The organism is Micromonospora sp. MH99 (assembly GCF_021442385.1).
In the GTDB taxonomy this organism is placed as follows: Bacteria; Actinomycetota; Actinomycetes; order Mycobacteriales; family Micromonosporaceae; genus Micromonospora.
On record NZ_MUZA01000006.1, the window covers coordinates 83616 to 106303 of the forward strand.

The 22688-nt window shown below is 72.6% G+C and carries 28 protein-coding genes; 14 read left to right on the top strand and 14 right to left on the bottom strand.

Annotated features, from left to right (window positions below):
• Nucleotides 1-71 precede the first annotated feature (71 nt).
• The 3 genes from B0E54_RS05200 to B0E54_RS05210 are packed head-to-tail and all read left to right on the top strand — an operon-like array spanning nt 72 to nt 1329.
• Nucleotides 72-410 carry a DUF6158 family protein gene (locus tag B0E54_RS05200; protein WP_234582098.1) on the top strand — a complete coding sequence of 113 codons (339 nt, stop codon included), beginning with the start codon at nt 72-74 and terminating at the stop codon, nt 408-410.
• A complete protein-coding gene (locus tag B0E54_RS05205; protein WP_234582099.1) occupies nt 410-736 on the top strand; it encodes a hypothetical protein in 327 nt (108 codons plus the stop codon). Before B0E54_RS05200 ends, B0E54_RS05205 begins: the two co-directional genes overlap by 1 nt.
• Before the next feature lie 50 nt (nt 737-786).
• The gene (locus B0E54_RS05210) at nt 787-1329 is read left to right on the top strand and encodes a DUF1360 domain-containing protein (protein ID WP_234582100.1); all 543 of its coding nucleotides are present in this window, start codon (nt 787-789) and stop codon (nt 1327-1329) included.
• A gap of 64 nt (nt 1330-1393) precedes the next feature.
• Here B0E54_RS05210 and B0E54_RS05215 read toward each other — a convergent pair whose 3' ends face one another.
• From B0E54_RS05215 to B0E54_RS05225, 3 genes are all read right to left on the bottom strand, one after another.
• A complete protein-coding gene (locus B0E54_RS05215; protein ID WP_007464327.1) occupies nt 1394-1588 on the bottom strand; it encodes a hypothetical protein in 195 nt (64 codons plus the stop codon).
• 48 nt (nt 1589-1636) lie between these two features.
• The gene (locus B0E54_RS05220; protein WP_255786514.1) at nt 1637-1870 is read right to left on the bottom strand and encodes a hypothetical protein; all 234 of its coding nucleotides are present in this window, start codon (nt 1868-1870) and stop codon (nt 1637-1639) included.
• Between the two features lie 304 nt (nt 1871-2174).
• Nucleotides 2175-3269, bottom strand: a complete 1095-nt coding sequence (locus B0E54_RS05225) for a 3-deoxy-7-phosphoheptulonate synthase (protein WP_234582102.1) — start codon at nt 3267-3269, stop codon at nt 2175-2177.
• A 274-nt stretch (nt 3270-3543) separates the two neighbouring features.
• On the opposite strand from B0E54_RS05225, the gene B0E54_RS05230 reads away from it, so the two are divergent.
• Nucleotides 3544-3762, top strand: coding sequence for a hypothetical protein (locus tag B0E54_RS05230; RefSeq protein ID WP_234582103.1), 219 nt, complete (start codon nt 3544-3546; stop codon nt 3760-3762).
• On the opposite strand, the gene B0E54_RS05235 is transcribed toward B0E54_RS05230, so the two are convergent.
• The gene (locus B0E54_RS05235; protein ID WP_234582104.1) at nt 3729-4490 is read right to left on the bottom strand and encodes a phosphodiesterase; all 762 of its coding nucleotides are present in this window, start codon (nt 4488-4490) and stop codon (nt 3729-3731) included. The two genes, B0E54_RS05230 and B0E54_RS05235, sit on opposite strands and share 34 nt — an antisense overlap.
• A gap of 93 nt (nt 4491-4583) precedes the next feature.
• On the opposite strand from B0E54_RS05235, the gene B0E54_RS05240 reads away from it, so the two are divergent.
• The 4 genes from B0E54_RS05240 (at nt 4584) to B0E54_RS05255 (ending at nt 8971) form a co-directional block, all read left to right on the top strand.
• A complete protein-coding gene (locus tag B0E54_RS05240) occupies nt 4584-5876 on the top strand; it encodes a pitrilysin family protein (RefSeq protein ID WP_234582105.1) in 1293 nt (430 codons plus the stop codon).
• Nucleotides 5873-7210 carry a pitrilysin family protein gene (locus B0E54_RS05245; protein WP_234582106.1) on the top strand — a complete coding sequence of 446 codons (1338 nt, stop codon included), beginning with the start codon at nt 5873-5875 and terminating at the stop codon, nt 7208-7210. The genes B0E54_RS05240 and B0E54_RS05245 overlap by 4 nt, the downstream gene beginning before the upstream one ends.
• A gap of 157 nt (nt 7211-7367) precedes the next feature.
• The gene (locus B0E54_RS05250; protein WP_234582107.1) at nt 7368-8393 is read left to right on the top strand and encodes an aspartate-semialdehyde dehydrogenase; all 1026 of its coding nucleotides are present in this window, start codon (nt 7368-7370) and stop codon (nt 8391-8393) included.
• Between the two features lie 137 nt (nt 8394-8530).
• The gene (locus B0E54_RS05255) at nt 8531-8971 is read left to right on the top strand and encodes a PPOX class F420-dependent oxidoreductase (protein ID WP_308195337.1); all 441 of its coding nucleotides are present in this window, start codon (nt 8531-8533) and stop codon (nt 8969-8971) included.
• Nucleotides 8972-9045: 74 nt separating this feature from the next.
• Here the strand turns inward: B0E54_RS05255 and B0E54_RS05260 are convergent, their stop codons facing one another.
• Nucleotides 9046-9627, bottom strand: coding sequence for a nucleotidyltransferase family protein (locus B0E54_RS05260; RefSeq protein ID WP_234582108.1), 582 nt, complete (start codon nt 9625-9627; stop codon nt 9046-9048).
• Between the two features lie 226 nt (nt 9628-9853).
• Here B0E54_RS05260 and B0E54_RS05265 point away from each other — a divergent pair, with 226 nt between their 5' ends.
• The 4 genes from B0E54_RS05265 to B0E54_RS05280 all read left to right on the top strand — a co-directional run bounded on the left by B0E54_RS05265 (nt 9854) and on the right by B0E54_RS05280 (nt 13888).
• Nucleotides 9854-10270, top strand: a complete 417-nt coding sequence (locus tag B0E54_RS05265; RefSeq protein ID WP_234582109.1) for a CBS domain-containing protein — start codon at nt 9854-9856, stop codon at nt 10268-10270.
• Nucleotides 10271-10610: 340 nt separating this feature from the next.
• Nucleotides 10611-10982, top strand: coding sequence for an SCP2 sterol-binding domain-containing protein (locus B0E54_RS05270; RefSeq protein WP_234582110.1), 372 nt, complete (start codon nt 10611-10613; stop codon nt 10980-10982).
• Nucleotides 10982-13042 (top strand): glycogen debranching N-terminal domain-containing protein, encoded by a 2061-nt coding sequence (locus tag B0E54_RS05275; protein ID WP_234582111.1) that lies wholly within the window; start codon nt 10982-10984, stop codon nt 13040-13042. Before B0E54_RS05270 ends, B0E54_RS05275 begins: the two co-directional genes overlap by 1 nt.
• 93 nt (nt 13043-13135) lie before the next feature.
• The gene (locus tag B0E54_RS05280; RefSeq protein WP_234582112.1) at nt 13136-13888 is read left to right on the top strand and encodes a 1-acyl-sn-glycerol-3-phosphate acyltransferase; all 753 of its coding nucleotides are present in this window, start codon (nt 13136-13138) and stop codon (nt 13886-13888) included.
• 30 nt (nt 13889-13918) lie between these two features.
• Here the strand turns inward: B0E54_RS05280 and B0E54_RS05285 are convergent, their stop codons facing one another.
• From B0E54_RS05285 to B0E54_RS05310, 6 genes are all read right to left on the bottom strand, one after another.
• The gene (locus B0E54_RS05285; RefSeq protein ID WP_234582113.1) at nt 13919-14632 is read right to left on the bottom strand and encodes a hypothetical protein; all 714 of its coding nucleotides are present in this window, start codon (nt 14630-14632) and stop codon (nt 13919-13921) included.
• Nucleotides 14633-14703: 71 nt separating this feature from the next.
• Nucleotides 14704-15417 carry a response regulator transcription factor gene (locus tag B0E54_RS05290; protein ID WP_234582114.1) on the bottom strand — a complete coding sequence of 238 codons (714 nt, stop codon included), beginning with the start codon at nt 15415-15417 and terminating at the stop codon, nt 14704-14706.
• A complete protein-coding gene (locus tag B0E54_RS05295; protein WP_234582168.1) occupies nt 15390-16550 on the bottom strand; it encodes a hypothetical protein in 1161 nt (386 codons plus the stop codon). The genes B0E54_RS05290 and B0E54_RS05295 overlap by 28 nt, the downstream gene beginning before the upstream one ends.
• A 43-nt stretch (nt 16551-16593) precedes the next feature.
• Nucleotides 16594-17772: a sensor histidine kinase gene (locus B0E54_RS05300; protein WP_234582115.1), complete on the bottom strand. Its 1179-nt coding sequence runs from the start codon at nt 17770-17772 to the stop codon at nt 16594-16596.
• Between the two features lie 118 nt (nt 17773-17890).
• A complete protein-coding gene (locus B0E54_RS05305; RefSeq protein ID WP_234582116.1) occupies nt 17891-18286 on the bottom strand; it encodes a VOC family protein in 396 nt (131 codons plus the stop codon).
• A 98-nt stretch (nt 18287-18384) separates the two neighbouring features.
• Nucleotides 18385-18768, bottom strand: a complete 384-nt coding sequence (locus tag B0E54_RS05310) for a hypothetical protein (protein ID WP_234582117.1) — start codon at nt 18766-18768, stop codon at nt 18385-18387.
• A gap of 277 nt (nt 18769-19045) precedes the next feature.
• On the opposite strand from B0E54_RS05310, the gene B0E54_RS05315 reads away from it, so the two are divergent.
• On the top strand, nt 19046-20065 hold the full coding sequence (locus B0E54_RS05315; protein WP_234582118.1) for a hypothetical protein: 1020 nt from the start codon (nt 19046-19048) through the stop codon (nt 20063-20065).
• A 6-nt stretch (nt 20066-20071) separates the two neighbouring features.
• Here B0E54_RS05315 and B0E54_RS05320 read toward each other — a convergent pair whose 3' ends face one another.
• The 3 genes from B0E54_RS05320 to B0E54_RS05330 all read right to left on the bottom strand — a co-directional run bounded on the left by B0E54_RS05320 (nt 20072) and on the right by B0E54_RS05330 (nt 22127).
• Entirely contained in the window at nt 20072-20965 is an 894-nt protein-coding gene (locus B0E54_RS05320) for a septum formation family protein (RefSeq protein ID WP_234582119.1), read from the bottom strand.
• Between the two features lie 92 nt (nt 20966-21057).
• Nucleotides 21058-21570 carry a DUF3592 domain-containing protein gene (locus B0E54_RS05325; protein WP_234582120.1) on the bottom strand — a complete coding sequence of 171 codons (513 nt, stop codon included), beginning with the start codon at nt 21568-21570 and terminating at the stop codon, nt 21058-21060.
• 77 nt (nt 21571-21647) lie between these two features.
• Nucleotides 21648-22127 (bottom strand): hypothetical protein, encoded by a 480-nt coding sequence (locus B0E54_RS05330; protein ID WP_234582121.1) that lies wholly within the window; start codon nt 22125-22127, stop codon nt 21648-21650.
• 276 nt (nt 22128-22403) lie between these two features.
• Between B0E54_RS05330 and B0E54_RS05335 the strand changes: the two genes are divergently transcribed.
• A complete protein-coding gene (locus B0E54_RS05335) occupies nt 22404-22664 on the top strand; it encodes a hypothetical protein (RefSeq protein ID WP_234582122.1) in 261 nt (86 codons plus the stop codon).
• The last annotated feature ends 24 nt before the right edge of the window (nt 22665-22688 follow it).

The window sequence follows — 22688 nt, forward strand, 5'->3', positions numbered from 1 at the left end:
GGTCCGATGGTTTGGCGTCACCCGGTGTGGGCATCCGTCTAGACGCCAGCCCAAACGAGACCAGGGGGGCGATGATGACCGGATCGGTACGCGAGGACGGCTTTGGGTCCAGCGGCAGCACGGAGATGAGCCCGGAGCAGCGGGTGCCCGAGTGGGGCGGCGACCACCTCGCCGACTCCGGTGGCGCCGATCTCGACGGCGACGCGCTCGGCGTCGACCCGACGGAGCTGACCGACGACGATCTGATCCGCGAGATGCACAGCCTGCACCGCACCCGGCTGGACACCCTCCGGCACGCGGCGGACTCCGCGCTCGCCAACCACCTGCGGCGCACTGCCGAGCTGGAGACCGAGTACCTCGCCCGTCACCCGGGCCGGGAGGTCGACCCGAGCCGCCTGCGGGACGCCTGATGCCGGCGCGAGCCGTGCGCGGCGTGTCCGCGCCACCCGAGGTGGTCTTCAACACGGCCACCGACCCGGCTCGGGCCTCGGCCTGGTTGCCGGCGCCACTGCGCTCCGACGGGAGCCCACCCGCCGAGATCAGCGGCGAGGAAATGCGGGCCCGCTGGGGCGACGCCGACTGGGCCGCCGAGATCCGGGTGGCTCCGGCCGACTCCGGTGGCGCCCGGGTCCAGCTCGACCTGACCGACGGCTCGGACGCCGACCCGGACCAGTTGGCCGACGAGGCGCTGACCAACCTCGCCCGCGAGGTCGCCGACAACCTCCAGGCCGGCTGACACCGGCACCGACGGCCGCTTTCGCACCACGACGACATGTGAGGAGAACGGTGAGCGACACTGGCCTGCGACAGAAGGCGGCGCGGCTGCGCCGGGCGTACGCGCCGCACGAGCACCGGCCGCTCGGCGGCTACCTGGTGGCGATGGGCACCTACGCCGGGGTGACCGGGGCGCTGGCCGGCCTGGTCAAGGTGACCGGCCGCCCGGTGCCCGAACGTCCCGCAGCCGCCGACGTCGTGTTGCTCTCCATCGCCACGCACAAGCTCAGCCGGCTGCTGTCCAAGGACGCGGTCACCAGCCCGCTGCGGGCACCGTTCACCCGCTATGACCGGCCGATCGGCAGCGGTGAGGTGATGGAGCAGGTCCGCGACTCGGGCAGCTCCACCCGGCACGCCATCGGCGAGCTGCTCAGCTGCCCGTTCTGCCTGGCGGTCTGGGTCGCCACGGGGCTGACCGGGGGCCTGGTGCTCGCCCCCCGGCTCACGCGTCTGGTGGCCACCGCGCTGACGGCGGTGGCCGCGTCGGATTTCCTCCAGATGGCGTACGCCACGGCGCAGCAGGCCGCCGAGGGTGGGCACGACGACGAGGACTGAACCGACCTGACGAGCGCAGCACAGCGGGGGCCGGCGGATTCGCCGGCCCCCGCTGTCGTACGCGTCAGCGCTGCATGCCGGACCAGCCGTGCGGCGACTCCGGCTCCCGTTCGTCCTCGTCCTCGCCGGTGATGATGTCCCGGTCCACCGCCGTGCGGTCGTGCTCGTTGGCGAAGTCCGGCTCGGGCGTGGTGTCCCGGCCCTTCGGCGGCTGACCCAGCGCCGGGACCTTCTCGTCATGGTCCTCGTGGTGCGTCATGGTGGTGTCCCTTCGGGTCGCTGGCTTCGCTTGTTGCGCTGGCGCGGCTCAGGCGACGGTGCCGCCCAGCAGGTCGCTGGCCTCGTCCACCGCGTACTCGCCCTCGGGCAGCGCGTCGATGCGCGCGAGCAGCTCCGCGGGAAGATCGGCGGCCACCGCCCGGCGATAGATGTCCGCCTGGGTGACCCGCTCCTGACCTCGGAAGATGTCGTCGAGCAGGTCGTCGAGGGCGCGGGTGTCCGGCTCGTCGGCCACAGATGCGTCGTCGGTCACGCCGATCAGCTACCCGGGGCGGAATCGGTCAAACGTCGCGCCGGTGGCCCGCGTTCCGGGCAGCGGCACAGCCCGCGCTCCGGGCAGCGGCACCGCAACAGACAGCGCCGCCCCCGAGCCTTGTGGGCCGGGGGCGGCGCTGGTGTCGGTGTGTAGGTCGCCTCTCGGCGAGTGGCGCGACGCGGCTCCAGCCGAACGGTATTCCGCGAGGGCTATTTAGGTGAGGCCCGGGGACACTGAGCACACCGACACCTCAGTTAACCAGGCCCCGCCGTTCCGTGTTCCGCGCACCGCAGTGCCGACGGTCACACAGTCACGCCCGCGTCGGCAGCGTGGCCCGGCGGGCCCGTACGGCGGTGGCCAGGTGGTCGAGCACCTCGGCGGTGTCGTCCCACCCGAGGCAGGCGTCGGTGACCGAACGGCCGTACACCAGCTCACGGGTCGGGTCGAGGTCCTGCCGGCCGGGCAGCAGGAACGACTCCAGCATCACACCGGTGATCCCGCGCTGGCCGGCGGCCATCTGCGCCGCCACGTCCGCGGCGACCAGCGGCTGGTTGCGGTGGTCCTTGCCGCTGTTGGCGTGGCTGGCGTCGATCACCAGGCGCTCCGGCAACCCGGCCGCCCGGAGCAGGTCGAGTGCGCCCGCCACCGACTCCGCGTCGTAGTTGGGCCGACCGCCACCGCCGCGCAGCACCAGGTGCCCGTCGGTGTTGCCGCGGGTGTGCATGATCGCCGGCGTGCCGGAGAAGTCGATGCCCGGGAAGACGTGCGGCACTCCGGCGGCGCGGATCGCGTCCACGGCGGTGCCGATGCTGCCGTCGGGGCGGTTCTTCATGCCGATCGGCATCGACAGGCCGGAGGCGAGCTGCCGGTGCACCTGGCTCTCCACGGTGCGGGCGCCGATCGCACCCCAGGCCACCGTGTCCGCGATGTACTGCGGGGTGATCGGGTCGAGGAACTCGCAGCCCACCGGGAGGCCGAGGCGCAGGACGTCGAGCAGCAGCGCCCGTGCCCGGCGCAGGCCGGTGTTGACGTCGCCGCTGCCGTCCAGCCCCGGGTCGTTGATCAGGCCCTTCCACCCCACGGTGGAGCGCGGCTTCTCGAAGTAGACCCGCATGACGATCAGCAGGTCGTCGGAGACCCGGTCGGCGGCGGCGCGCAGACGCTCGGCGTAGTCGAGGGCGGCGGCCGGGTCGTGCACCGAGCACGGGCCGACCACCACCAGCAGGCGGTCGTCCTCGCGGTCCAGCACGCGGCCCACCGCGCGTCGGCCGGTCAGCACGGCGGCGGCGAGCGGGGCGTCCAGGGGCAGCTCGTGGTGCAGGAGGGCGGGTGTGGTCAGCGGCACGACACGGTCGATCCGCTGATCGCTGACCCGATCGGTCTCCGGGGTCGTCACGGTGGGCATCCTTCCGCCGACCGTGCCCGGGGCCGGTGCCCGGGACGAGCCGGCTGCTCGTACGCAAAAGGGCAGGAACGACAGCTCCTGCCCAGCCGGCTCGGTCCGTGGTGACGTCAGTTCATGGTGAAGTCACCGGCGTGGGAGCCGGCTGCCTAAACCATCGATAGGAACGCGTCACGGGGGCCAGCGTACCCGACCGGGCGGGGATGCCCGGGGCATCGTCCCAAGATGCGGGGTGAACATCGCGTGCCGAGGCCGGGCCCGGGGTAACAGCTGTGCCATGAATCATGAGCAGAGCGATCAGGAGCGGGTGGAGTCCCGCGCGCACCACCTCCTTCCCGAGGAGGCGGCCGTGGGCAGCGACGACCCCCAGGCGCAGGCGGAGGCCATCCTCGCCGAGTCGGACATCCGCGAGGAGGACCAGAACGCGGCCCCGGACACGGTGCTGGAACGTCGTACCTCGGATCAGACGGTCGTCGCCGTCGAACCGCCGGACTGAGCCCGCGCGCCGCGGGCCCGGCGTGACCCCCGGTAGGTCTGCTCGCGCAGCCAGGTGAGTGGGCCGGCCGCCCGCAGTTCGGGTGGCAGGTTGCCCACCGGGTCGAACGCGAGCGCGGCGTCCTCCCCGGGGTCGAGCGGGGCACCGATGCTGACCTGGCCGACCGGCCGCCACGGCCCGACGGCGGACGCGACCGCGAGCACCACGCGCGGCGCGTCCGCCCGGGCCGCGGCGGCGACGGAGGCCAGCGTGCGGCCGAGGTCCACCGAGTCCGGGTCGGCCAACGCGGCCAGCCAGAGACGACGCCGGCCCACGCGGTAACACATGATCGTGCTGTACGTCCCGGTGAAGCCGCGGCGGGGCAGCGGCAGGTTCCGCAGCACCGGAGCGGCGCCGCTGGAGCTGACCAGCAGGTCGAACGGGCGGTCGGTCCGGGAGTGCACGCGCACCGCCAGGCCCAGCACGTCCGGCCAACCGCCCGGCGTGGGCGTACCCCTGGAGAACCGGACCGTGGCCGCGTACCGGCCGGGGTCGTCCAGCAGGGCGACCCCGGTGGGCGGTCCGGGCGTACCCCAGATCGTCACCTCGCCGGCGAACGACAGGCCGGCCGGATGCAGCAGCCGCCGGCCGTGGCGCAGCCGGCCGAGCGCGGCGGTGGCGCGTTCGACGGCCCTGGCCGCCTGTCCGACGGTGCGGCGCGCGGGCGGGGCGGGGGTCGGTGGGGTCATTGCTCTGCGGTACCCCGACCGGCGGCGTCGATGCCGGCTCGCCGACCGGCGGCACGTCACCTTTCCGCCCACGAGATCGGATAGCGTCGTGCCATGCCCGACAGTGGTTACCCCTGGCCCATCGAGACGTCCCGACTGGACAACGGCCTGCGCGTGGTGGTGAGCGAGGACCGCACCGCACCCGCGGTGGCCGTCAATCTCTGGTACGACGTCGGATCCCGGCACGAGCCGGCCGGGCAGACCGGTTTCGCACACCTCTTCGAGCACCTGATGTTCGAGGGCTCGGTGAACGTGGCGAAGACCGAGCACATGAAGCTGATCCAGGGCTCCGGCGGCTCGCTCAACGCCACCACCAACCCGGACCGGACGAACTACTTCGAGACGGTCCCGGCCGAGCACCTGGAGCTGGCGCTCTGGCTGGAGGCCGACCGGATGGGTGGGCTGGTCCCGGCGCTCACCCAGGAGACGCTCGACAACCAGCGCGACGTGGTGAAGAACGAGCGGCGGCAGCGCTACGAGAACGTCCCGTACGGGGACGCCTGGCTGCGGTTGCTTCCGCTGCTCTACCCGCCGGGGCACCCGTACCATCACTCGACGATCGGCTCGATGGCCGACCTGAACGCCGCCGACCTCGCCACCTTCCAGGCGTTCCACGAGACGTACTACGCGCCGAACAACGCGGTGCTCACCGTCGTCGGCGACGCCCCGGCAGCCGAGGTGTTCGCGCTGGCCGAGAAGTACTTCGGGGCGTTGCCCGCCCGCGACGACATCCCGCCAGCGCCGGACGGCCGCAGCGTCCCGGCGACCGGTGAGCCCGCCGTGGAGATCGTGACCGCCGACGTGCCGGCGCCCCGCGTCTACATCGCCCACCGGGGCCACCCGTTCGGCAGCCCCGGCTACGACGTGCTCACCGTGCTCGCCACCGTGCTCGGCAGCGGCCGGGGCAGCCGGCTCTACCAGCGGCTCGCCGACGGCGAGCGGATCGCGCAACCCGACCTGGTCGGCGCGTACGGGGTGGACCTCGCGCACGCCCCGGCGCCGCTGATCGCCACCGCCACCGCCCGCCCCGGCATCAGCGGCGAGCGGCTGGCCGAAGGGCTGGCCGAGGTCGTCGACGAACTGGCCACCGTGCCGGTGACCGCCGCCGAGCTGGACCGGGCGAAGGCGTTGCTGAGCACCGCGTGGTGGCGGCAGATGTCGACAGTGGACGGCCGCGCGGACACGCTCGGCCGGTACACCACCCAGTTCGGCGACCCGGCCCGGGCCGCCGACCGGCTGCCCGCCTGGCTCGCGGTGACCGCCGAGCAGATCGCCGAGACCGCCGCCGAGGTGCTCGGCGCCGCCGACCGGGTGACCCTGACCTACCTGCCCGAGGAGACCGCATGACGCTGATCGCCGACCGTCCCGGCCCGGGCGCCGCTCGCCCGTACCGGTTCCCGCCGGTGGTCCGCCGCGCGGCGGGTGGCGGCCAGGTGGTCGCCGCGCACCTGCCCGGGCAGAACCTCGCCGTCGCGCTGCTGCTGCTCGACGCCGGCGCCGGCCGGGAACTGACCGGCAAGGAAGGGCTGGGCGGCGTGCTCGCCAAGGCCCTGGAGGAGGGCACCGCGCAGCGGGACGCCACGGCGTACGCGCTGGCCATCGAGGCGCTGGGCACCGAGCTGGTGACCGGGCTGGACTGGGACTCGTTCCAGATCAGCGTCCAGGTCCCGGTGGACCGGCTGACCGCCGCGGTGCAGCTCCTCGCCGAGGCCGTCCGGACGCCCCGGCTGGACCCGGCCGACGTCCGGCGCGTCCGCGACGACGAGGCCACCGCGTTGCGGATGGACTGGGCCAACCCCGGCCCGCGCGCCGATGCCGCGCTGCGCGCGGACCTGTTCGGCGCCGACACCCGCTGGGGCCGACCCATGTACGGCGATCCGGACTCGGTGGCCGCCCTGGACGTGGAGGACATCACCGTCTTTCACTCCGAGTGGTTCCTGCGCCCCGGCACGCTGATCGTCGCCGGTGACCTGGACCGGATCGACCTGGACGCGTTGGCCGGCGCGGCGTTCGCCGGCACCGGCGGCGGTCCGGCCGAGCGGGGCGGCCCGATCGAGGTCCCGCTGCACACCAACCGCCGGATCATCCTGGTGGACCGGCCCGGCTCGGTGCAGTCCACGCTGCGGCTGGGCCACCCGTCGCCGCACCGGGCGCACCCCGACCACGTGCCGATGACGCTCGCGGGCACGGTGCTCGGTGGGGCGTTCACCTCCCGGCTCAACCACCTGATCCGTGAGGTGCGCGGCTACACGTACGGCATCCGGGGCGAATTCGCCTCGTCCCGCCGGTTCGGGCGGTTCGCGGTCAGCTCGGGCGTGCAGACCGCCGTCACCGCGCCGGCCCTGGTCGAGGCGGTGGGCGAGATCACCCGTACGCAGGCGGGCGGCGTGACCGAGGACGAGCTGGCGGTGGCCCGTTCCTGGCGGGCCGGGCAGCTGTCGGTCGAGTTGCAGAGCCCCCGGGCGATCGCGTCCGCGCTGACCACGCTCGTGGTGCACGACCTGCCGGACGACTACCACGCCCGGCTGCGCGAGGAACTGCTCACCGCCGACGTGGACCAGGTCTCCGCGGCGGCGGCCACCCACCTGCACCCGGAAGCGCTGACCCTGGTCATCGAAGGCGACGCCGCGGTAATCCGCAACGACCTGGAAGCCGCCGCCCTGGGAGACCTCCTCCCCTGACCCCCAGTCGCTGTTGATCATGAAGTTGTTGTCACTCGTCACGGCGTGTCGCGGCAACAACTTCATGATCGACGGGGGAGGGGGTCGGGTGTGAGGTGGGACCCGGGGGGTGGGAAAGGGGTCCCGGTTTCGGGGGTGGGGTGGGTAGCCTCCGGGCATGAGGATCGGCATTGTGGGGGCCACCGGCCAGGTCGGTGGCGTGATGCGGCAGGTGCTGGCGGAGCGGGAGTTCCCGGCAGAGCAGGTGCGGTTGTTCGCCTCGGCGCGGTCCGCCGGGCGGACGCTGCCGTGGCGCGACGGCGAGGTGACCGTCGAGGACGCCGCGACCGCTGACTACTCCGGGCTGGACATCGTGCTCTTCTCGGCGGGTAAGGGCACCGCCCGGGAGTTGGCGCCCCGGGTCGCCGAGGCCGGCGCAGTGGTGATCGACAACTCGTCGGCGTTCCGGATGGACCCGCTGGTGCCGCTGGTGGTCGCCGAGGTCAACCCGCACGCCGCCGCCGATCGCCCGAAGGGCATCATCGCCAACCCCAACTGCACCACGATGGCCGCGATGCCGGTGCTGCGCCCGCTGCACGCCGAGGCTGGGCTGGTCGGGCTGGTCGTCTCGACGTACCAGGCGGTCTCCGGCGCCGGTCTGGCCGGCGTCGCCGAGCTGGACGAGCAGGTCCGCAAGGTCGCCGAGCACGCCGCCGGCCTCGCCTTCGACGGGTCGGCGGTGGAGTTCCCCGCGCCGCGCTCGTTCGCCGAGCCGATCGCCTTCAACGTGCTGCCGCTGGCCGGCTCGATCGTCGACGACGGCTCGTTCGAGACCGACGAGGAGCAGAAGCTCCGCAACGAGAGCCGCAAGATCCTGGAGATCCCCGACCTCAAGGTCTCCGGCACCTGCGTCCGGGTGCCGGTCTTCACCGGCCACTCGCTCCAGATCAACGCCCGCTTCGCCCGCCCGCTCACCCCGCAGCGGGCCCACGAGCTGCTCGCCGACGCGCCCGGGGTCGCGCTTACCGCAGTGCCGACGCCGCTGCAGGCCGCCGGGCAGGACCCGACCTACGTGGGCCGCATCCGCGCCGACGAGACCGTCGAGTACGGGCTGGCGCTCTTCTGCTCCAACGACAACCTGCGCAAGGGCGCCGCCCTCAACGCCGTACAGCTCGCCGAGCTGGTGGCCGCCGAGCGACGCTGACAGTTGCGACAACTGCGGGCTCCCGGCCGGTCTCGGTGGGGGGCCCGCAGTCCGTGGCGGGCGGCGGCTCATCGGGGGCGGGAGCACGCCGGTCATGTTTGGATGGACGTAGCCAACCGTGCCACCTGGAGGAAGCCGTGCCGGAGGACCCCACCCAGCAGGCGTTGACCGACCTGATCGCCAGCCGCTCGATGGGCGTGCTGGCCACAGTCAAACGCGACGGGCGACCCCAGCTGTCCACAGTGGTCTACTCGTTCGACCGGGCGGCCGGCCTGATCCGGGTGTCCGTCACCGACGGCCGGGCCAAGACCGCCAACCTTCGCCGGGACCCGCGGGCCAGCTTCCACGTCAGCAGCGAGGACGGTTGGGCGTACGCGGTGGTCGAGGCTCGGGCCGAGCTGACCGCTCCGGCAGCCGGCGTCGACGACGCCACGGTCGAGGAGCTGGTGGGGCTCTACCGAGTGCTCCGGGGCGAGCACCCGGACTGGGCCGAATACCGCAACGCGATGGTCGCCGAACGGCGGCTGGTGCTGCGCCTGCACGTGGAGCGCGTCTACGGGATCCCGCCCCGCGCCTGAGAGGGTCGGGAACCACGCCCGTGCCTGAGCGGCCGCAGACCGCGCTTCGCGACTGACGACCGCCCCCGCCCGGCTCAGCCGGGCTCGATCACTGTCACGCCGGGCCAGCGTTGCGCGGGCCGGTGGCGAGCCAGTCGCTGCCGGGACAGCGGGACGCCGACCCGGGCCGGGTTGTGCCGCCACACTCCGCCCAGCAGATCCGCCAGGCCGTACGGGGCGCACACCTCCAGCCCACCGCTCGGGCGCAGCCGCACGGCCACGGCTGTCGCGTACTCCGGCCAGGTAGCCACCGCCTCGGCGACGCTGCGGTACGGGGCGATGGGATCGCCGCCGAACTTCGACGCGTACCAGGTGTGCACCGCCGCCTGGTTCCGTGCCTCCCACGGCGGCACCGCCCACGCCGCGGCCAGTCGGGCGGTGGCCCGGCGGTCGTCGTCGCGGGACAGTCTCGTCGGGTCGAAGAAGACCACGTCCACGTCGCGGACCGTCGCCGGGTCGAACCCGTCGCCGTACCGCTCGCCCCACACCAGGTCGCGGAGGGCGCCCGCGCCGATCCAGGCGTCCGGCAGGCCGGAGTCGCGGACCACGGTCAGCGCCCGGGTCAGCCAGGCGTTGCCGCCGACGAGGTCCCTCAGCTCCCGCTCGCCCGTCAGCACCCCACCACGCTAGGCGGTGCCGCCCTCGGCGAGTTGGTGGGGTCTGTGCCACTAACTCGCCCGGCGTCACAACGGTTGTCGATCGGGCGGGTCGCGAGGGTTCTTCCCGCCGCCCCACGCGGATGGCGGCCCGCACCGCACCGCACCGCCGCCGGCGCGGCCGTCGGCGTTACCCCCTCCCGGGCGGCGGGTAGACGGGGCGTGCCGACACCGAGAGGGGAGCACCATGACAACGGTCGGAGAGTTCATGACGACCCGGTTGGTGACGATGGACGGCAACGACACGCTCATCGCCGCCGCGCAGGAGATGCGCGACAGCGCGATAGGTGACGTGGTGGTGACCGATGGCGACAGTGTCGTCGGTATCGTCACGGACCGGGACATCACGGTCCGTGGTGTCGCGGAGAACATGGACCCGGGCTCGACCCGGCTGAACGAGATCACCAGCCGCGACGTGATCACCGTGAGCCAGTACGACGACGCGGTGTCCGCCGCGGACCTGATGCGCACGTACGCCGTACGCCGGCTGCCGGTGATCGACGACGGGCGCCTGGTCGGCCTCGTCTCGATGGGCGACCTCGCGGTCGAGCGCGAACCGCAGTCGGTGCTGGCCGACATCAGCGCGGACGATCCGAACAACTGACGACCCGCAGCCCACACGCCGGCCCTCTCCCTTCGGGGGGAGGGCCGGCGCCGCCCTGCCCCCAGCCCTCGGCGCCCCGCCCCACCTCGCCTTGCCTCGGTGATCAAGAGGTTCGCGTCACGACACGCCGGGAGCGGTGACGCAAACCTCTTGATCACCGGAACGGGGCGGAGCGGGGCGGAGCGGGGCGGAGCGGGGCGGGGGTGGGGTCACCCGATGTGGGCGAGGTTGGGCGTGCGCGGCTCGGGGACCCGTGCGGGGACGTGCAACGCCGGCCGTGCGCGCGACGCGAGCGCGCCGGGTGGGATCCCGGGCCCGGCCAACTGGGAGGAGTGACCCGATGGTGGACGCGACCACGAGGTTCTTTGAGGACCTGGACCGGCGGGGGTACGAGCCTCTGCTGGCGAAGACCTCCGGGACACTGCGGATCGACCTGCACGAGGGGGCGCAGACCCGGCACTGGCTGCTCGCGATCGACCACGGGCGACTCAACGTCAGTCAGGAGGACCGGGAGGCCGACACGGTGATCGGCGCCAGCCCAATGCTGTTCGACGAGATCGCGGCCGGCCGTGAGCACGGTCTGGCCGCCCTGTTGCGCGGGGACATGACGGTGTCCGGCGACGCTCGGCTGGTGGTGCTGGTGGAGCGGATCTTCCCCGGGTCGCCGGACGCCCGTGGGCCGCGTCGCCGTTTCGCGGGGGAGGTGCGCTGATGGGCCAGAGCAACACGATCCGGATCCTGGACGGCAACACGTTCGTCGTCTGTGAGGACACCGGTGACATCGAGGCGACACCGAGTGAGCCGACCGGCCTCTTCTCCATCGACACCCGGTTCCTGTCCACGTGGGTCCTGAGCGTGAACGGTGAACGACTCAACTCGCTGTCGTACGACGACCTGCAGTACTTCGAGTCGCGGTTCTTCCTGGTGCCGGGAATGGCCACGCACTACGTGGACGCGAAGTTGTCGATCATCCGGGAGCGTGCGGTCGGCGGCAGCTTCCGGGAGCAGCTCACCATCCTGAACCACGACGAGAAGGCTGTCGACCTGGAAATACGGATGGACGCGGCGTCCGACTTCGCCGACCTGTTCCAGGTCAAGGACGAGATCCTGAACAAGAAGGGCGAGATCTACACCGAGGTCGAGGCCGACAAACTGCGTCTGGGCTACCGCCGGGGCAACTTCCGGCGCGAGACGATCATCTCCTCGTCGATGGCGGCCCGGTACGACAGTCGGGGCTTCGCGTACACCGTGCACCTGGAGCCGAACGAGCAGTGGGAGGCGGCGATCGACGTGCAGACGCGCGCGGTCGGGCCCGGCGACCGGGACCTGCGGATGGGGCTGCGGGTGCACGGCGGTGAGCGGCTGGCCCTGCAACACGACCTGGAGCAGTGGATCGCGGACGCGCCGAAGGTCAACAGCGAGCACGGCCGGGTGGCCAGCACGTACCGGCGCAGCCTGATCGACCTGGCGGCGCTGCGCTTCTCGCCCCTCTCGCTCGGTGGCGCCACGCTGCCCGCCGCCGGCCTGCCCTGGTTCATGACCATGTTCGGCCGGGACAGCATCCTCACCTGCCTGCAGACGCTGCCGTTCACCCCGCAGTTGTCGAAGACGACCCTGCGCATCCTGGCGTCGCTGCAGGGCAGCCGGTTCGACGACTTCCGGGACGAGGACCCGGGGCGGATCCTGCATGAGATGCGCTACGGCGAGACCGCCGCGTTCGAGGAGCAGCCGCACTCGCCGTACTACGGGTCGGTGGACGCCACGCCGCTGTTCGTCGTGCTGCTCGACGAGTACGAGCGGTGGACCGGGGACGTCGCGCTGGTCAAGGAGTTGGAGCAGGAGTCCCGGGCCGCGCTGAAGTGGATCGACAGCTATGCCGACCTGGTCGGCAACGGCTACATCTGGTACGAGCGGCGCAACACCGAGACCGGCCTGGAGAACCAGTGCTGGAAGGACTCCTGGGACTCGATCTCCTACTCCGACGGCACCCTGCCGCCCTTCCCGCGGGCGACCTGCGAGGTGCAGGGCTACGCGTACGACGCGAAGGTCCGCGCGGCGCGGATGGCCCGCGAGTTCTGGGGTGACCCGGAGTTCGCCGACCAGTTGGAGCGGGAGGCGGCGGAGCTGAAGGAGCGGTTCAACCGGGACTGGTGGGTTGCCGACGGCGAGTACTACGCGCTGGCCCTCGACCCGGACGGCCGGCAGTGCGACGTTCTCAGCTCCAACATCGGCCACCTGCTCTGGAGTGGGATCGTCCTGCCCGAGCGCGCGGAGAAGCTGGCGGCGCACCTGGTCGGGCCGCGACTGTTCTCCGGCTGGGGGGTGCGGACCCTCGCCGAGGGGGAGACGCGGTACAACCCGATCGGCTACCACAACGGCACGATCTGGCCGTTCGACAACTCCTTCATCGCCTGGGGCCTGCGCCGGTACGGCTTCGCCGAGGAGGCCGCCACCCTCGCCAACGGCATCCTGGACGCGGCCACCTACTTCGACGGGCGGCTACCTGAGGCGTTCGGCGGCTACCCGCGGGAGCTGACGAAGTTCCCGGTGGAGTATCCGACGGCGTGCAGCCCGCAGGCCTGGTCGACGGGCACACCCCTGCTGTTGCTGCGCACCATGCTCGGCCTCGAACCGCACGAGGGGCACCTGGCGGTGGAACCGCGGTTGCCGGTCGGGATGGGCCGGATCGAGGTGCTGGACATCCCGGGCCGCTGGGGCCGGGTGGACGCCTTCGCCCGGGGTCGGCTCGATCTGAACAGTCTCGCCGACTGAGCCATTGCCGGCGTACCGGCGGCGGGGCGCCATCCGCGTCGCCGCCGGGCCGCCACCCAGGCGATCCCCAGCCGGGCAGGGTAGATTCTGCGGATGCCGGAGCTCGTGTACCCGCCCGTTATCGCCGCCGCCAAGACGATGTTCCGGGTCCTCGACCTGAAGATCACCATCGAGGGCGCCCACCACGTACCCCGCACCGGCGGGGCGGTGTTGGCCAGCAACCACGTCAGCTACCTCGACTTCATCTTCGCCGGACTGGGTGCCAACGCGTCGGGTCGGCTGGTGCGGTTCATGGCCAAGCAGTCGGTCTTCACGCACCGGATCTCCGGCCCGCTGATGCGCGGCATGCGCCACATCCCGGTGGACCGGGAGGCCGGCGCCGCCTCGTTCCGCTCGGCCGTCGCCGCGCTCAAGCGCGGCGAGGTGGTGGGCGTCTTCCCGGAGGCCACGATCAGCCGGTCGTTCACGGTCAAGGAACTCAAGAGCGGCACCGTGCGGATGGCCCGTTCGGCGAAGGTGCCGGTGCTGCCGGTCGCGCTGTGGGGCACCCAGCGGCTCTGGACCAAGGGCCGGCCCCGCACCCTCACCCGTCGGCACACGCCCATCACCATCCTGATCGGCGAGCCGATCCAGCCGGCGGACTTCCCGGACCCGAACCTGCTGGCCGCCGAGCTGACCACCCGGTTGAGCGCGCTCGTCGAGCGGGCCCAGCGCGACTACCCGGACGCGCCGGCCGGCCCGGAGGACACCTGGTGGCTTCCGGCGCACCTCGGTGGCACCGCGCCGACGCCGGAGGAGGCCGCCGCGCTGGACGCCGTCGGCGAGGAGCGCACCCCGAGCGTCTGAGGACGATCAGACCTGTCGTGGGGCGCGGCCTCACCAACGCCCGGACGCCGCGCCGCCTGCGAAACCGTCCCAGGAGGTCGGCTCCGGTCCCGAGCGGTAGTAGTCGTCGCGGGAGCGGAATTCCACCGGCAGCGAGCCGGGCAGGGTGATCCGGGTTTCCCCGGCGGGCAGCGCGGGACCGGCCCGCAGCAGCAGAACGTCGCGCTCCTGCGCGGAGAGGTCCACGAGTTGCGGGCGGGTGAGCCGGAACATGGCCACCGCCCGGCGCACCTGCCGGGCCAGGGCGATGATTTCACCAGGTGACCCGCCGAGGGCCAGCGCCGGCTGCTGAATGGTCCGCAACGCGTCACAGACGATCATCAGCTGTGCCGGATCGGTGGGGGGAAGCTCCAGCCGGGACGGCCACTGCCAGCGGATCTGGCCGGTCATCAGCCCGGTCAACCGTCCCGCCGGCCGGGGCCGCGGCGCGTCGTCGGCGACCAGGGACAACTGCGAGCCGGTGCCCACCCAGCAGATCCGCTGGTCGGTGACGGTCACCGAGACCGGCCCCGGAAGCTGCCAGCCGCGTCGTGTCTCGGTCGGCCCGAGCAGGTAGCCCGCGACGAGCAGCCGGTGTCTGCCGAGCACCTTCTCGCCGGGCAGCGGGCGCATGTCGTAACGCCGGTCGAGGGTCGGGCCCACATCGTCGTCCGGCGCGTCGAACCGGTGTGGGCCGATGAAAAAGGGGGACGCGTCGGCGTGCATCGTCACGACCTCCCGGTCAGCTGGCTGTGGGTTGAGCCTCGCCGATCCGCCGGCCACTGTCATGACGCCCGTTAGGGGGTCGGCCGGTCGTGCGTCGCCTGTGACCGGTAGATGCCGATCTCCTCCGGGCGGACGAGCCCGTCCTCGATCGCACGGGCGAGCAGCGCCGCCTTTGTGGCTGCCGGCCGCCCCGCCCGGGTGTACTTGATCCGCGCACGGTCCACATACTGCTTCACCGTGTGCTCGCTGATCCGCATGCGACGGGCCACCGACGCCTTGGACATCGACTGGAACCACAGCAGCAGCGCCTCACGCTCCTTGTCGGACAGCATCGGCCGGTCCGGCCTCGGATCGCCGACCATCGCGCCGGCCAGCGCCGGTGGCACGTACGGGCGGTCGCTCGCCGCCGCCAACACGGTCGCCACGCAGTGCTCCCGACCTTCGTGCTTGGCCAGGAAGGCAACGGCTCCGGCGTCCAGCGCGGCGAGCATCGTCCCCGGGTCGGTGTGCTCCGAGTAGACCACCACCCGCCGCCCGGTGGCGCTCAACTCGGCCAGCTTGTCCAGCGCCATCCGGCCGTGCAGCCGCAGGTCGAGCAGGACGACGTCGGCGTCCGGTGCCGCGCGCAGCACCTCGTCCGGGTCGTCCCCGGTGGCCAGCACGGTCAGTCGTGGCTCGCTGGCGAGCCAGGCGCGCACCCCCTCGACGACCACCGGGTGGTCGTCGACGATCGCCACCCCGACCAGCCGGTCACCGGTCACCCCAACCACCGGGTCTGCGCCCATCTGATGTCCCCGTCCCGTTCGTAGAGGTGCTGCACCGGCCCGTCGTCGTGCTCCCCGGGTGGAGGGCCGGTCGCGTCCGGTCCCTCCCGGTCCGGCGTGACCAGACTGACCACCACCTCGTCGGGACCGGACACCACGGTCAGACGCGCCCACCCCCGGGCGTCGGCGAGCAGGCCGGTGAGCGGGTCGGCCAGCCGGCGGCGGATCTGCACCGGCAGCGGCGGTGGGGTGCCGATGGCGATCAGGTCGATCGGCAGTCCGTTGCGTTCGGCCAAGTCGGCGGCGGCCCGCAGCTCGTGCAGCAACGGGTCGGGCACGTCGTCGGACTCGGCGATCAGGCGACGCAGCCGAGCCGCGGCCAGCACGCAGCGGCGCTGCGCCTCCGGGTCGTCCGGGTCGACCTCGCCGGCGGCCAGCTCGCCGAGCACCCGTCCGGCCGCCGCGCCGACCAGAGCGAGCCGGTCCCGGCGTTCCTGCCGGCTCCGCTCGGCGGCCGCCCGCTCGGCGGCGAGCGTGTGCATCGCGGCAGCCGCGGCGGCCCGCTCCCGGGCCAGGCCGACGATCACCGCGCTGCCGACGAAGACCGCCACCGGCAGCGAGAAGGTGCCGTAGACGTACATGGTGTAGCGGGCCAGGTCGGCCGCGCCGGGGCCGTGCGCGAGGACGGCGGCGAGCGCGATCAGCGCGTGCGTGGTCAGCAGCGCGACCAGACCGCTGACCCGCCGACCCCACAGCGCCAGCACGAAGAACCAGCCGAGCGTGCCCCACACCCAGTTCGCGGCGGCGAAGAGCTGCCGTTCGCCGACCGCCGCGAAGACGGCCGCGTCGACGGCGAGCAGCAGCCCGGCGAGCGGCCAGGGCGGCAGCGGCGCTCCCCGCAGCAGCCGGACGCCGGCCACCGCGCCGGTCACGGCGACCAGGATCCAACCGCCGAGCACCACCGTCGGCGCGGTGAACTGCGTCCGCATCGCCAGCACCGCCGGCAGTCCGATCGCGACATGCCAGGCCAGCGCGATGGCGACGGCGACGATCCGGGCCCCCCGGTCGGAGGCGTGCGCCACCGCGGCCGGCGCGGCGAGCACCGCGGGCTCGGGCGGCGTGGACCCGTCGGCCGGGCCGGGCGGCCCCGGAATGCGTACCTTGCGGGTGCGGATGCGCTCCGCCGAGGCGCCGAGGTCAGCCGACACCGGGCCACTCCAGTCGGATCCGGGTGCCCGCACCGGGCGCGGAGCGCACCTCGGCCCGCCCGCCGACCGCAGCCATCCGCCCGCGGATCGACTCCCGCAGCCCGTACCGGTGCGCCGGGACGGTGCCCGGGTCGAACCCGGGGCCGTCGTCGACCACCTCGACCACGACGGCGACCGCGTCGCGGGTCAGCCGCACGGTGGCCTGCGCGCCCGGCGCGTGCCGGACCACGTTGGACAGTGCCGCGTAGGCGCTCTCGGTGATCGCGTCGGCCACCCCGGCGGGCACCGCGCAGGAGGCCAGCTCCAGGCCCACCGACAGTTCGGGCAGCCGGTCGGGCACCGTCCGCAACCGAGCGTCGAGAGGAACCGGGCCGTCGCCGGGCGCCGGACCCAGGTCGGTCAACGCGACGAGAGTACGCAGGTCAGTGGCGCAGCGATCGCGGAACGCGGCCGACGGGCCAGCCACCGCGCCGAGCCCCACCATGGTGAGCGTCCCGAGCACTGTGTCGTGCAGGTCCCGATTCTGCTGGCGCTCCGCCTCCCGGGCGGCGCGGGCGACCAACGCCTCCCGGCTCAACCGCTGGTGCTCGGCGAATGCCCGGTCGGCCCGCCCGATCCGGCGGCGCATCACCCCCGTCATCATCGCGGTGCAGGCCGTCTGCACCAGCAGGGTGGCGGCGTGCGCCCGGGATTCAGCGGGGTTGCCGGCCGCCTGCGCGCCGACCACGTACGTCGCGGTGACCAGCAGCCCGGCCGGGACCGACCAGCGGGCCGGGGCGGTGGCCTGCGCGTTGATCACCGTGGTGCTGGCGAGCACCGCGATCCAACTGCCCTCGCCGGGCAGCACCTCGGGCGCCACCAGGCGAGGGATGAGCAGGCAGGCCAGAGCGGTGATCCCGACGTCACCGGCGACCAGTGCCGGGGTGATCCCGTGGCGCAGCGCGCGGCCGGCATACCAGAGCGACCATCCGGTGAGCGCGGCCACGCCGGGCCACAGCAGGACCGGTTCGACCGGCGGGGTACGCACCGACAGCGCCACCGCGGCGCCGACCAGCCCGCACGTCAGCCGCAGCAGCGCCGGCAGCGTGGTGAAGATGAGGCTGAACGCCCCGCCGGCCGGACTGTCCAGGACGGGCGGTGGCACGGTCGGGGCGGCAGTCGCCGGCATCGGGAGCTGTCCTTCCGACAACGACCCGGTCCGGGTCCGCGCTGCAGAGATCGACATCGGAGAATAGCATGGCGTACGGTGAGCGTTCACCCACCGTACGCATGGTGTCGCCTTGTCGTCACTCTGCGCTGCGAGGCTGGATCAGGTCCCACCGATTGCCGTACAGGTCGACGAATACCGCCACCGAGCCGTACGCCTCGTGCCGGGGCTCCTCCAGGAACCGCACCCCGGCCGCGACCATCCGGGCGTGGTCCCGGGCGAAGTCCTCGGTGTGCAGGAACAGGCCGACCCGGCCGCCGGTCTGGTCACCCACCCGCGCCTGCTGCTCGGCGCTGCTCGGCCGGGCCAGCAGCAGCGCCGTCTCCCGAGCCCCCGGGGGCCGCACCACCACCCAGCGCGAGCCGTCCGGGCGGGCCGTGTCCTCCACCAGATCGAAGCCGAGGCCGCCCACGTAGAAGTCGATCGCCTCGTCGTACTCGCGTACCAGTACCGCGACCAGTCCCAGATGTGCCATCGGGCCATCATGCCGACGGGCGAGGTGGTCCGACCGGCGGCGCCGCCCAGGGTCGGCGACATCACTCTCGGCCAGCTCGGCGGGCATGGCTGGCACGTCTACTGGAAGGCGACCGGGTGGGACTGGACGAGCCAACTCAGCTGACGATTGTCTCGGCCCGGCTCGGTCCAGTAGCTGAGCACGGCGTACCGGCGTCCCTGCTCGGGCACGGTGAGCCGCTGGTGTGTCTCGGCGCCCGTCGGCGAGGTGGCGGTCACCTCGTGGCTGCCCGGCGGGAGCTTGATGGGGAACAGGATCCAGTTGTGCTGGCTCTGCACGTCGAAGGGCTGATCGACGAGCCGGGTGCCGTCGATGCTGACCACGACGGTGACCCGGTCGTCCTCGAACGACTGATTGCTCACCCACAGGTGCAGGTCGGCCGAGTCCTCGTCGACGAGGCGGATGGCGGCTGGTGTCGCGCTGGGCGGCGGGTGCGAGACCACGGACCCTGGCGTTGCGCTGCGCGGCACCGGGGGAGGCGGGTTCGTTGACGTGGCGAACCCTGCGCAGCCTGCCGCGGCCAGCAGCGGCGCAACGGTGAGAGCGACCATCCGGGCGAGGGTCTTCGCATCCATTCCCATGCGACGCGGCAGGACCGGCACGCGTTCCCGGAGGGGTCGGACTCGCCCGTCGGGGTGAGCATCGCGCCGGTCGTCTCGACGGCCGGAACCGGGGAGCGGCACCGGCCGTCTCATCTCCTGGCGAGAGGTGGTGAGCCGGATGCGCTCGGGCGGAACGACACTTGCGGCGGCGCTGCTCGGCGTGGGGCTGTGCGGCCTGGTACTGAGCGGCTGCGCGGGCCCGGTCAACACGCCCAACGATCCCGGCCCGGCCGAGATCGTCGGGAAGTGGACCTCCTGCGCCGAGGTCGCGCCGCAGGCCGGCGTCGTGCTGCCTGTACCGCCGGGGTCGGGCGGACCCGCGGCGCCGACGCCCGCCGGGACCGAGCCAAAGATCGGGCGGATCGACGCCGCGTTCGTTCCGGTCGCCGCGGTGCTCTGCGGTCGCGAGGTCCGGCCACGTGCCGGTGGCGGCCGGGAACAGGTGGCCACCGAGCGCCGCGCCGACGAGATCGGAGCGCTGGTGACCGCGCTGCGCCTGCCCGACCAGGGCCGGGGTCGAGGGGAGGTCGCCTGCACCCTCGACCTGCTCATCCCACCCTGGCTGGCGCTGCTCGACGACCGGGGCCGCTGGCTGCGGCCGTACCTGCCGACGGACTCGTGCGGCAAGCCGCGCCCCCAGGTGCGTGCGGCGTTGGACGGGCTGCGCCTGACCACTGTCGACACCCGTACGGTCGGGCTTGTCGAATCGTCGGCGGCCGAGACCGCCGGCTGCGAGCAGCGGTGGTCCGACATGGTGTGGGTGGAGACCCACCTCGGACGTCCCGGACGTGTCGTGCCCGGCGCGAGTCCGACGGCCGGGCCGCTGCGCCTCTGCGTCTACGAGGTGCCCCCGTCCGAGCGCGGCGGCGGCAAACCGGCAGGTGACTTCGTGTACGGCGGGCCGCTGCCACCGCAGCGGCAGGCGAAGGCGCTCCAAGCGCTGGCCACGACTCGACCGGCGGCCGACTGTGCCACCCCGGCGTCCCGCTTCGCGGTGCTCCGGTCCCTGGACGGGGGTGGGCCCGAGTGGTACGTCGAGCTCGACGCCTGCCGGCGCTTTTTGGTCGTGGCCTCACCCGGTGGAACGCAACTCGCGCAGGGTGACGCCACGTTGGCGGCGCTGCTGGGACCGATCTGACCCGCCTCAGCGGATCGGCAGCGCCTTCGTGCCGCCGCCGGCGATCGAACGCTTGATCATGGGGCCGCCGGACCAGTAGTAGCAGCGCACGCCACGATCACCGCGTTCCCACAGCAGGCGGTTCGGGAAGCGGTACGAGGTCCCGGTGCGGTATTGCAGGTTGCTGTCCACGGGCACCTTCGCGTACCGGGCGATGACCGTCCGGCATGCCGAGTGGATGGAGGCTTCGTCCCGGGTCGCGTCCGCCCAGGAGCGATCCGGCGCGGTCCAGGCGCCGGCGTACTCGAACTGATGCCCGGCAGTGCACGCGACCGGACGCAGCATCCCCCACTTGTCCTCGTTCATGCACCCGTAGTGCAGCGGGGAACTGCTGGCCAGGGCGTTGCGTAGCGAGCCGGACCGCTGGATCGCCGCATCGCTCTCGCCGTTCGGGCCGTTGATCTCGTCCAACTCGAAGATGTCGCACCGGTACCAGCGCGCGCCACCCGCCCAGGCGGCTGGCGACGTCGGCGCGACCTGCACCGATAGTCGGGCATCGCGCCATTCGCCGCCCACGAACTTCTTGGCGCGGCTGTCACAGTCGGCAAAGGTCGACCGCATCGACGCCGACTCCGTCTTGGGCGGCGCGGTCCGGGCGGCCAGAGCTCCGGTGAAGGTGCCGACGTAGAAGGTTTCCACCTTGTGGGTCTGGACGCAGTTGACGGGGGAGTAGCTGCTCAGGTACGACGTGGCCTCGTCGATCACGTGGCACTCGTCGGCCTTCGGGGTGAACTGCTGCGCCGCAGCCATCGGTCGCCAGTCGTCGGACAGGTCACCGTCCGTGCCGGCCGGCGTGCCGCAGCCCGCCAGCGCCACAGTGAGGAACGCAGCCGTGAGCGCTGCCGTGCCGTACCGTCGCATGTGATTCTCCCCGTGGCCCCCGTGTGGACGCGCGCAGCATATGGCACCGGCGCGACGGGTCCGCACCCGCTTCCGGTGGGGCCGAGCCGGCCTTATCGCCACTGTTCGTCCCTCGTGCGGACGACAAGCACCAGCAGGATGGTGCCGACGGCGGCGAGGAGGAGCCCGACCGGAGGGATCGTCCAGGACATCAGGAACGACAGCGAGCCATCGGTGTGCCCGTTTGCCGCCACGAACGTGCCAGGTGCGTCCGGGTCCACCCACACGTCCATCCTCGGACCGGGAGTCCGGTGGCAGCCGGTGCCGCCTGCGCAGGGGATCCAGGTGCTGTACGACCTCGACTCGTAGAGGTAGGAGACCTCGATCCGGTCGACACCGCTGCCCCGTCCCTGGCCGCCGGCCCGATCGGAGACGTAGGCCGTGACCCGAACGCCCTCGGCCCGCAGACGGTCCGCCTCCGACGACACGCGCCAGCGGTAGGCGACCGCGCCGACAACGAGGCCCACACCTACTAGCAGCACGGGCAGCGCGGTCAGCAGCACGCGCGTGCGCGGACGCAGACCGGTCGGAGCGGGTGGCGGCGACTGACGCCGTCGTCTGGTCATCCGGCCATCGTCCATCGCACGCGCAACAGTCGACGTCTCCAGGAGTCGGGGTGGTCGACGTCGCCTGTCGGCCGCTGCTACAGGCAGATCCAGCAGTAGAGGTGCTTCCCGTTCGTGCGCGCTCGTCGGGCCAGTCCAACGAACTCCCGCAAGCGCGACAGCATGACCTCCGGTCCCGTGTCGCTGTAGTGGGACAGCTCCTCGATGCGTGACCACTGCTCGGCCAGGCTCGGCAAGCGGTCATCCGGAATCTCCGCAAGCACGTCCCGGGTGCGATCGCTCAACGCGACGACCCACGGTCCTTCGTACTCACGGTCCTCGGCAGCACCGCTCGGCCAGATGAGCCGCTCCCCGACAAGGTTGGGCTCCCACGGCACGTCGAGGGCGAACGAGACGACCTGGCCGAGGACGACGGGCGGATCGATCCCCTTGCCGTCCACCGCATCCTCGACGGAAGAATCTCCCTCGCACACCACCGGGCCGCCGTCGGTGACGGCCATCAGCTTCGCGACGGCCTCGTCGTCAGAAGCGCGGAAGTAGTCGTACAGCACACCCACGAACGCCTCCCGATCGGCTGACACGTCACCATCTGTGGGGCGACCGGGAGAACGTACACGCGGGCTACGCCAATGTGCCGACTGACCGAGTCGACGCTGCCGCCCCGCGCTGAAGACCACATCGCTCGCCGGACGTGACCTGAACGGCCCATCGTCCGAACCCACCAAGACCACGGGCAGCATGATGGCTCGGGTGCGCCCGGCAGGATTCGAACCTGCGGCGTTGTCATGAGAAGGACATCGCGGATGGTGGTGCGGCATGCAGGAGGGGCGGCAATGACCGAGGACGACAACCGCCCGCTGAAGCGGGTCGACAGCCTGGACGACCTGGTTACCTGGCTGCGGTGGATAGCTGACGATGTCGCTCGCGATCCGGACACGGTCGAGAACATGACCACAGACCGCTACCTGGAGGCCTGCGCGGCGTACCTCCAGGACCGAAGCCGCCTGCAGAAGCGTGCCGGCCAACCTCTCCCGGCGCAACCGACCTGGCAACTCCTCGCGGACGCCCTGCACGCTGGATGCTTCTACGAGTAGGCCGCTACGCCTTTCGCCGCAGAC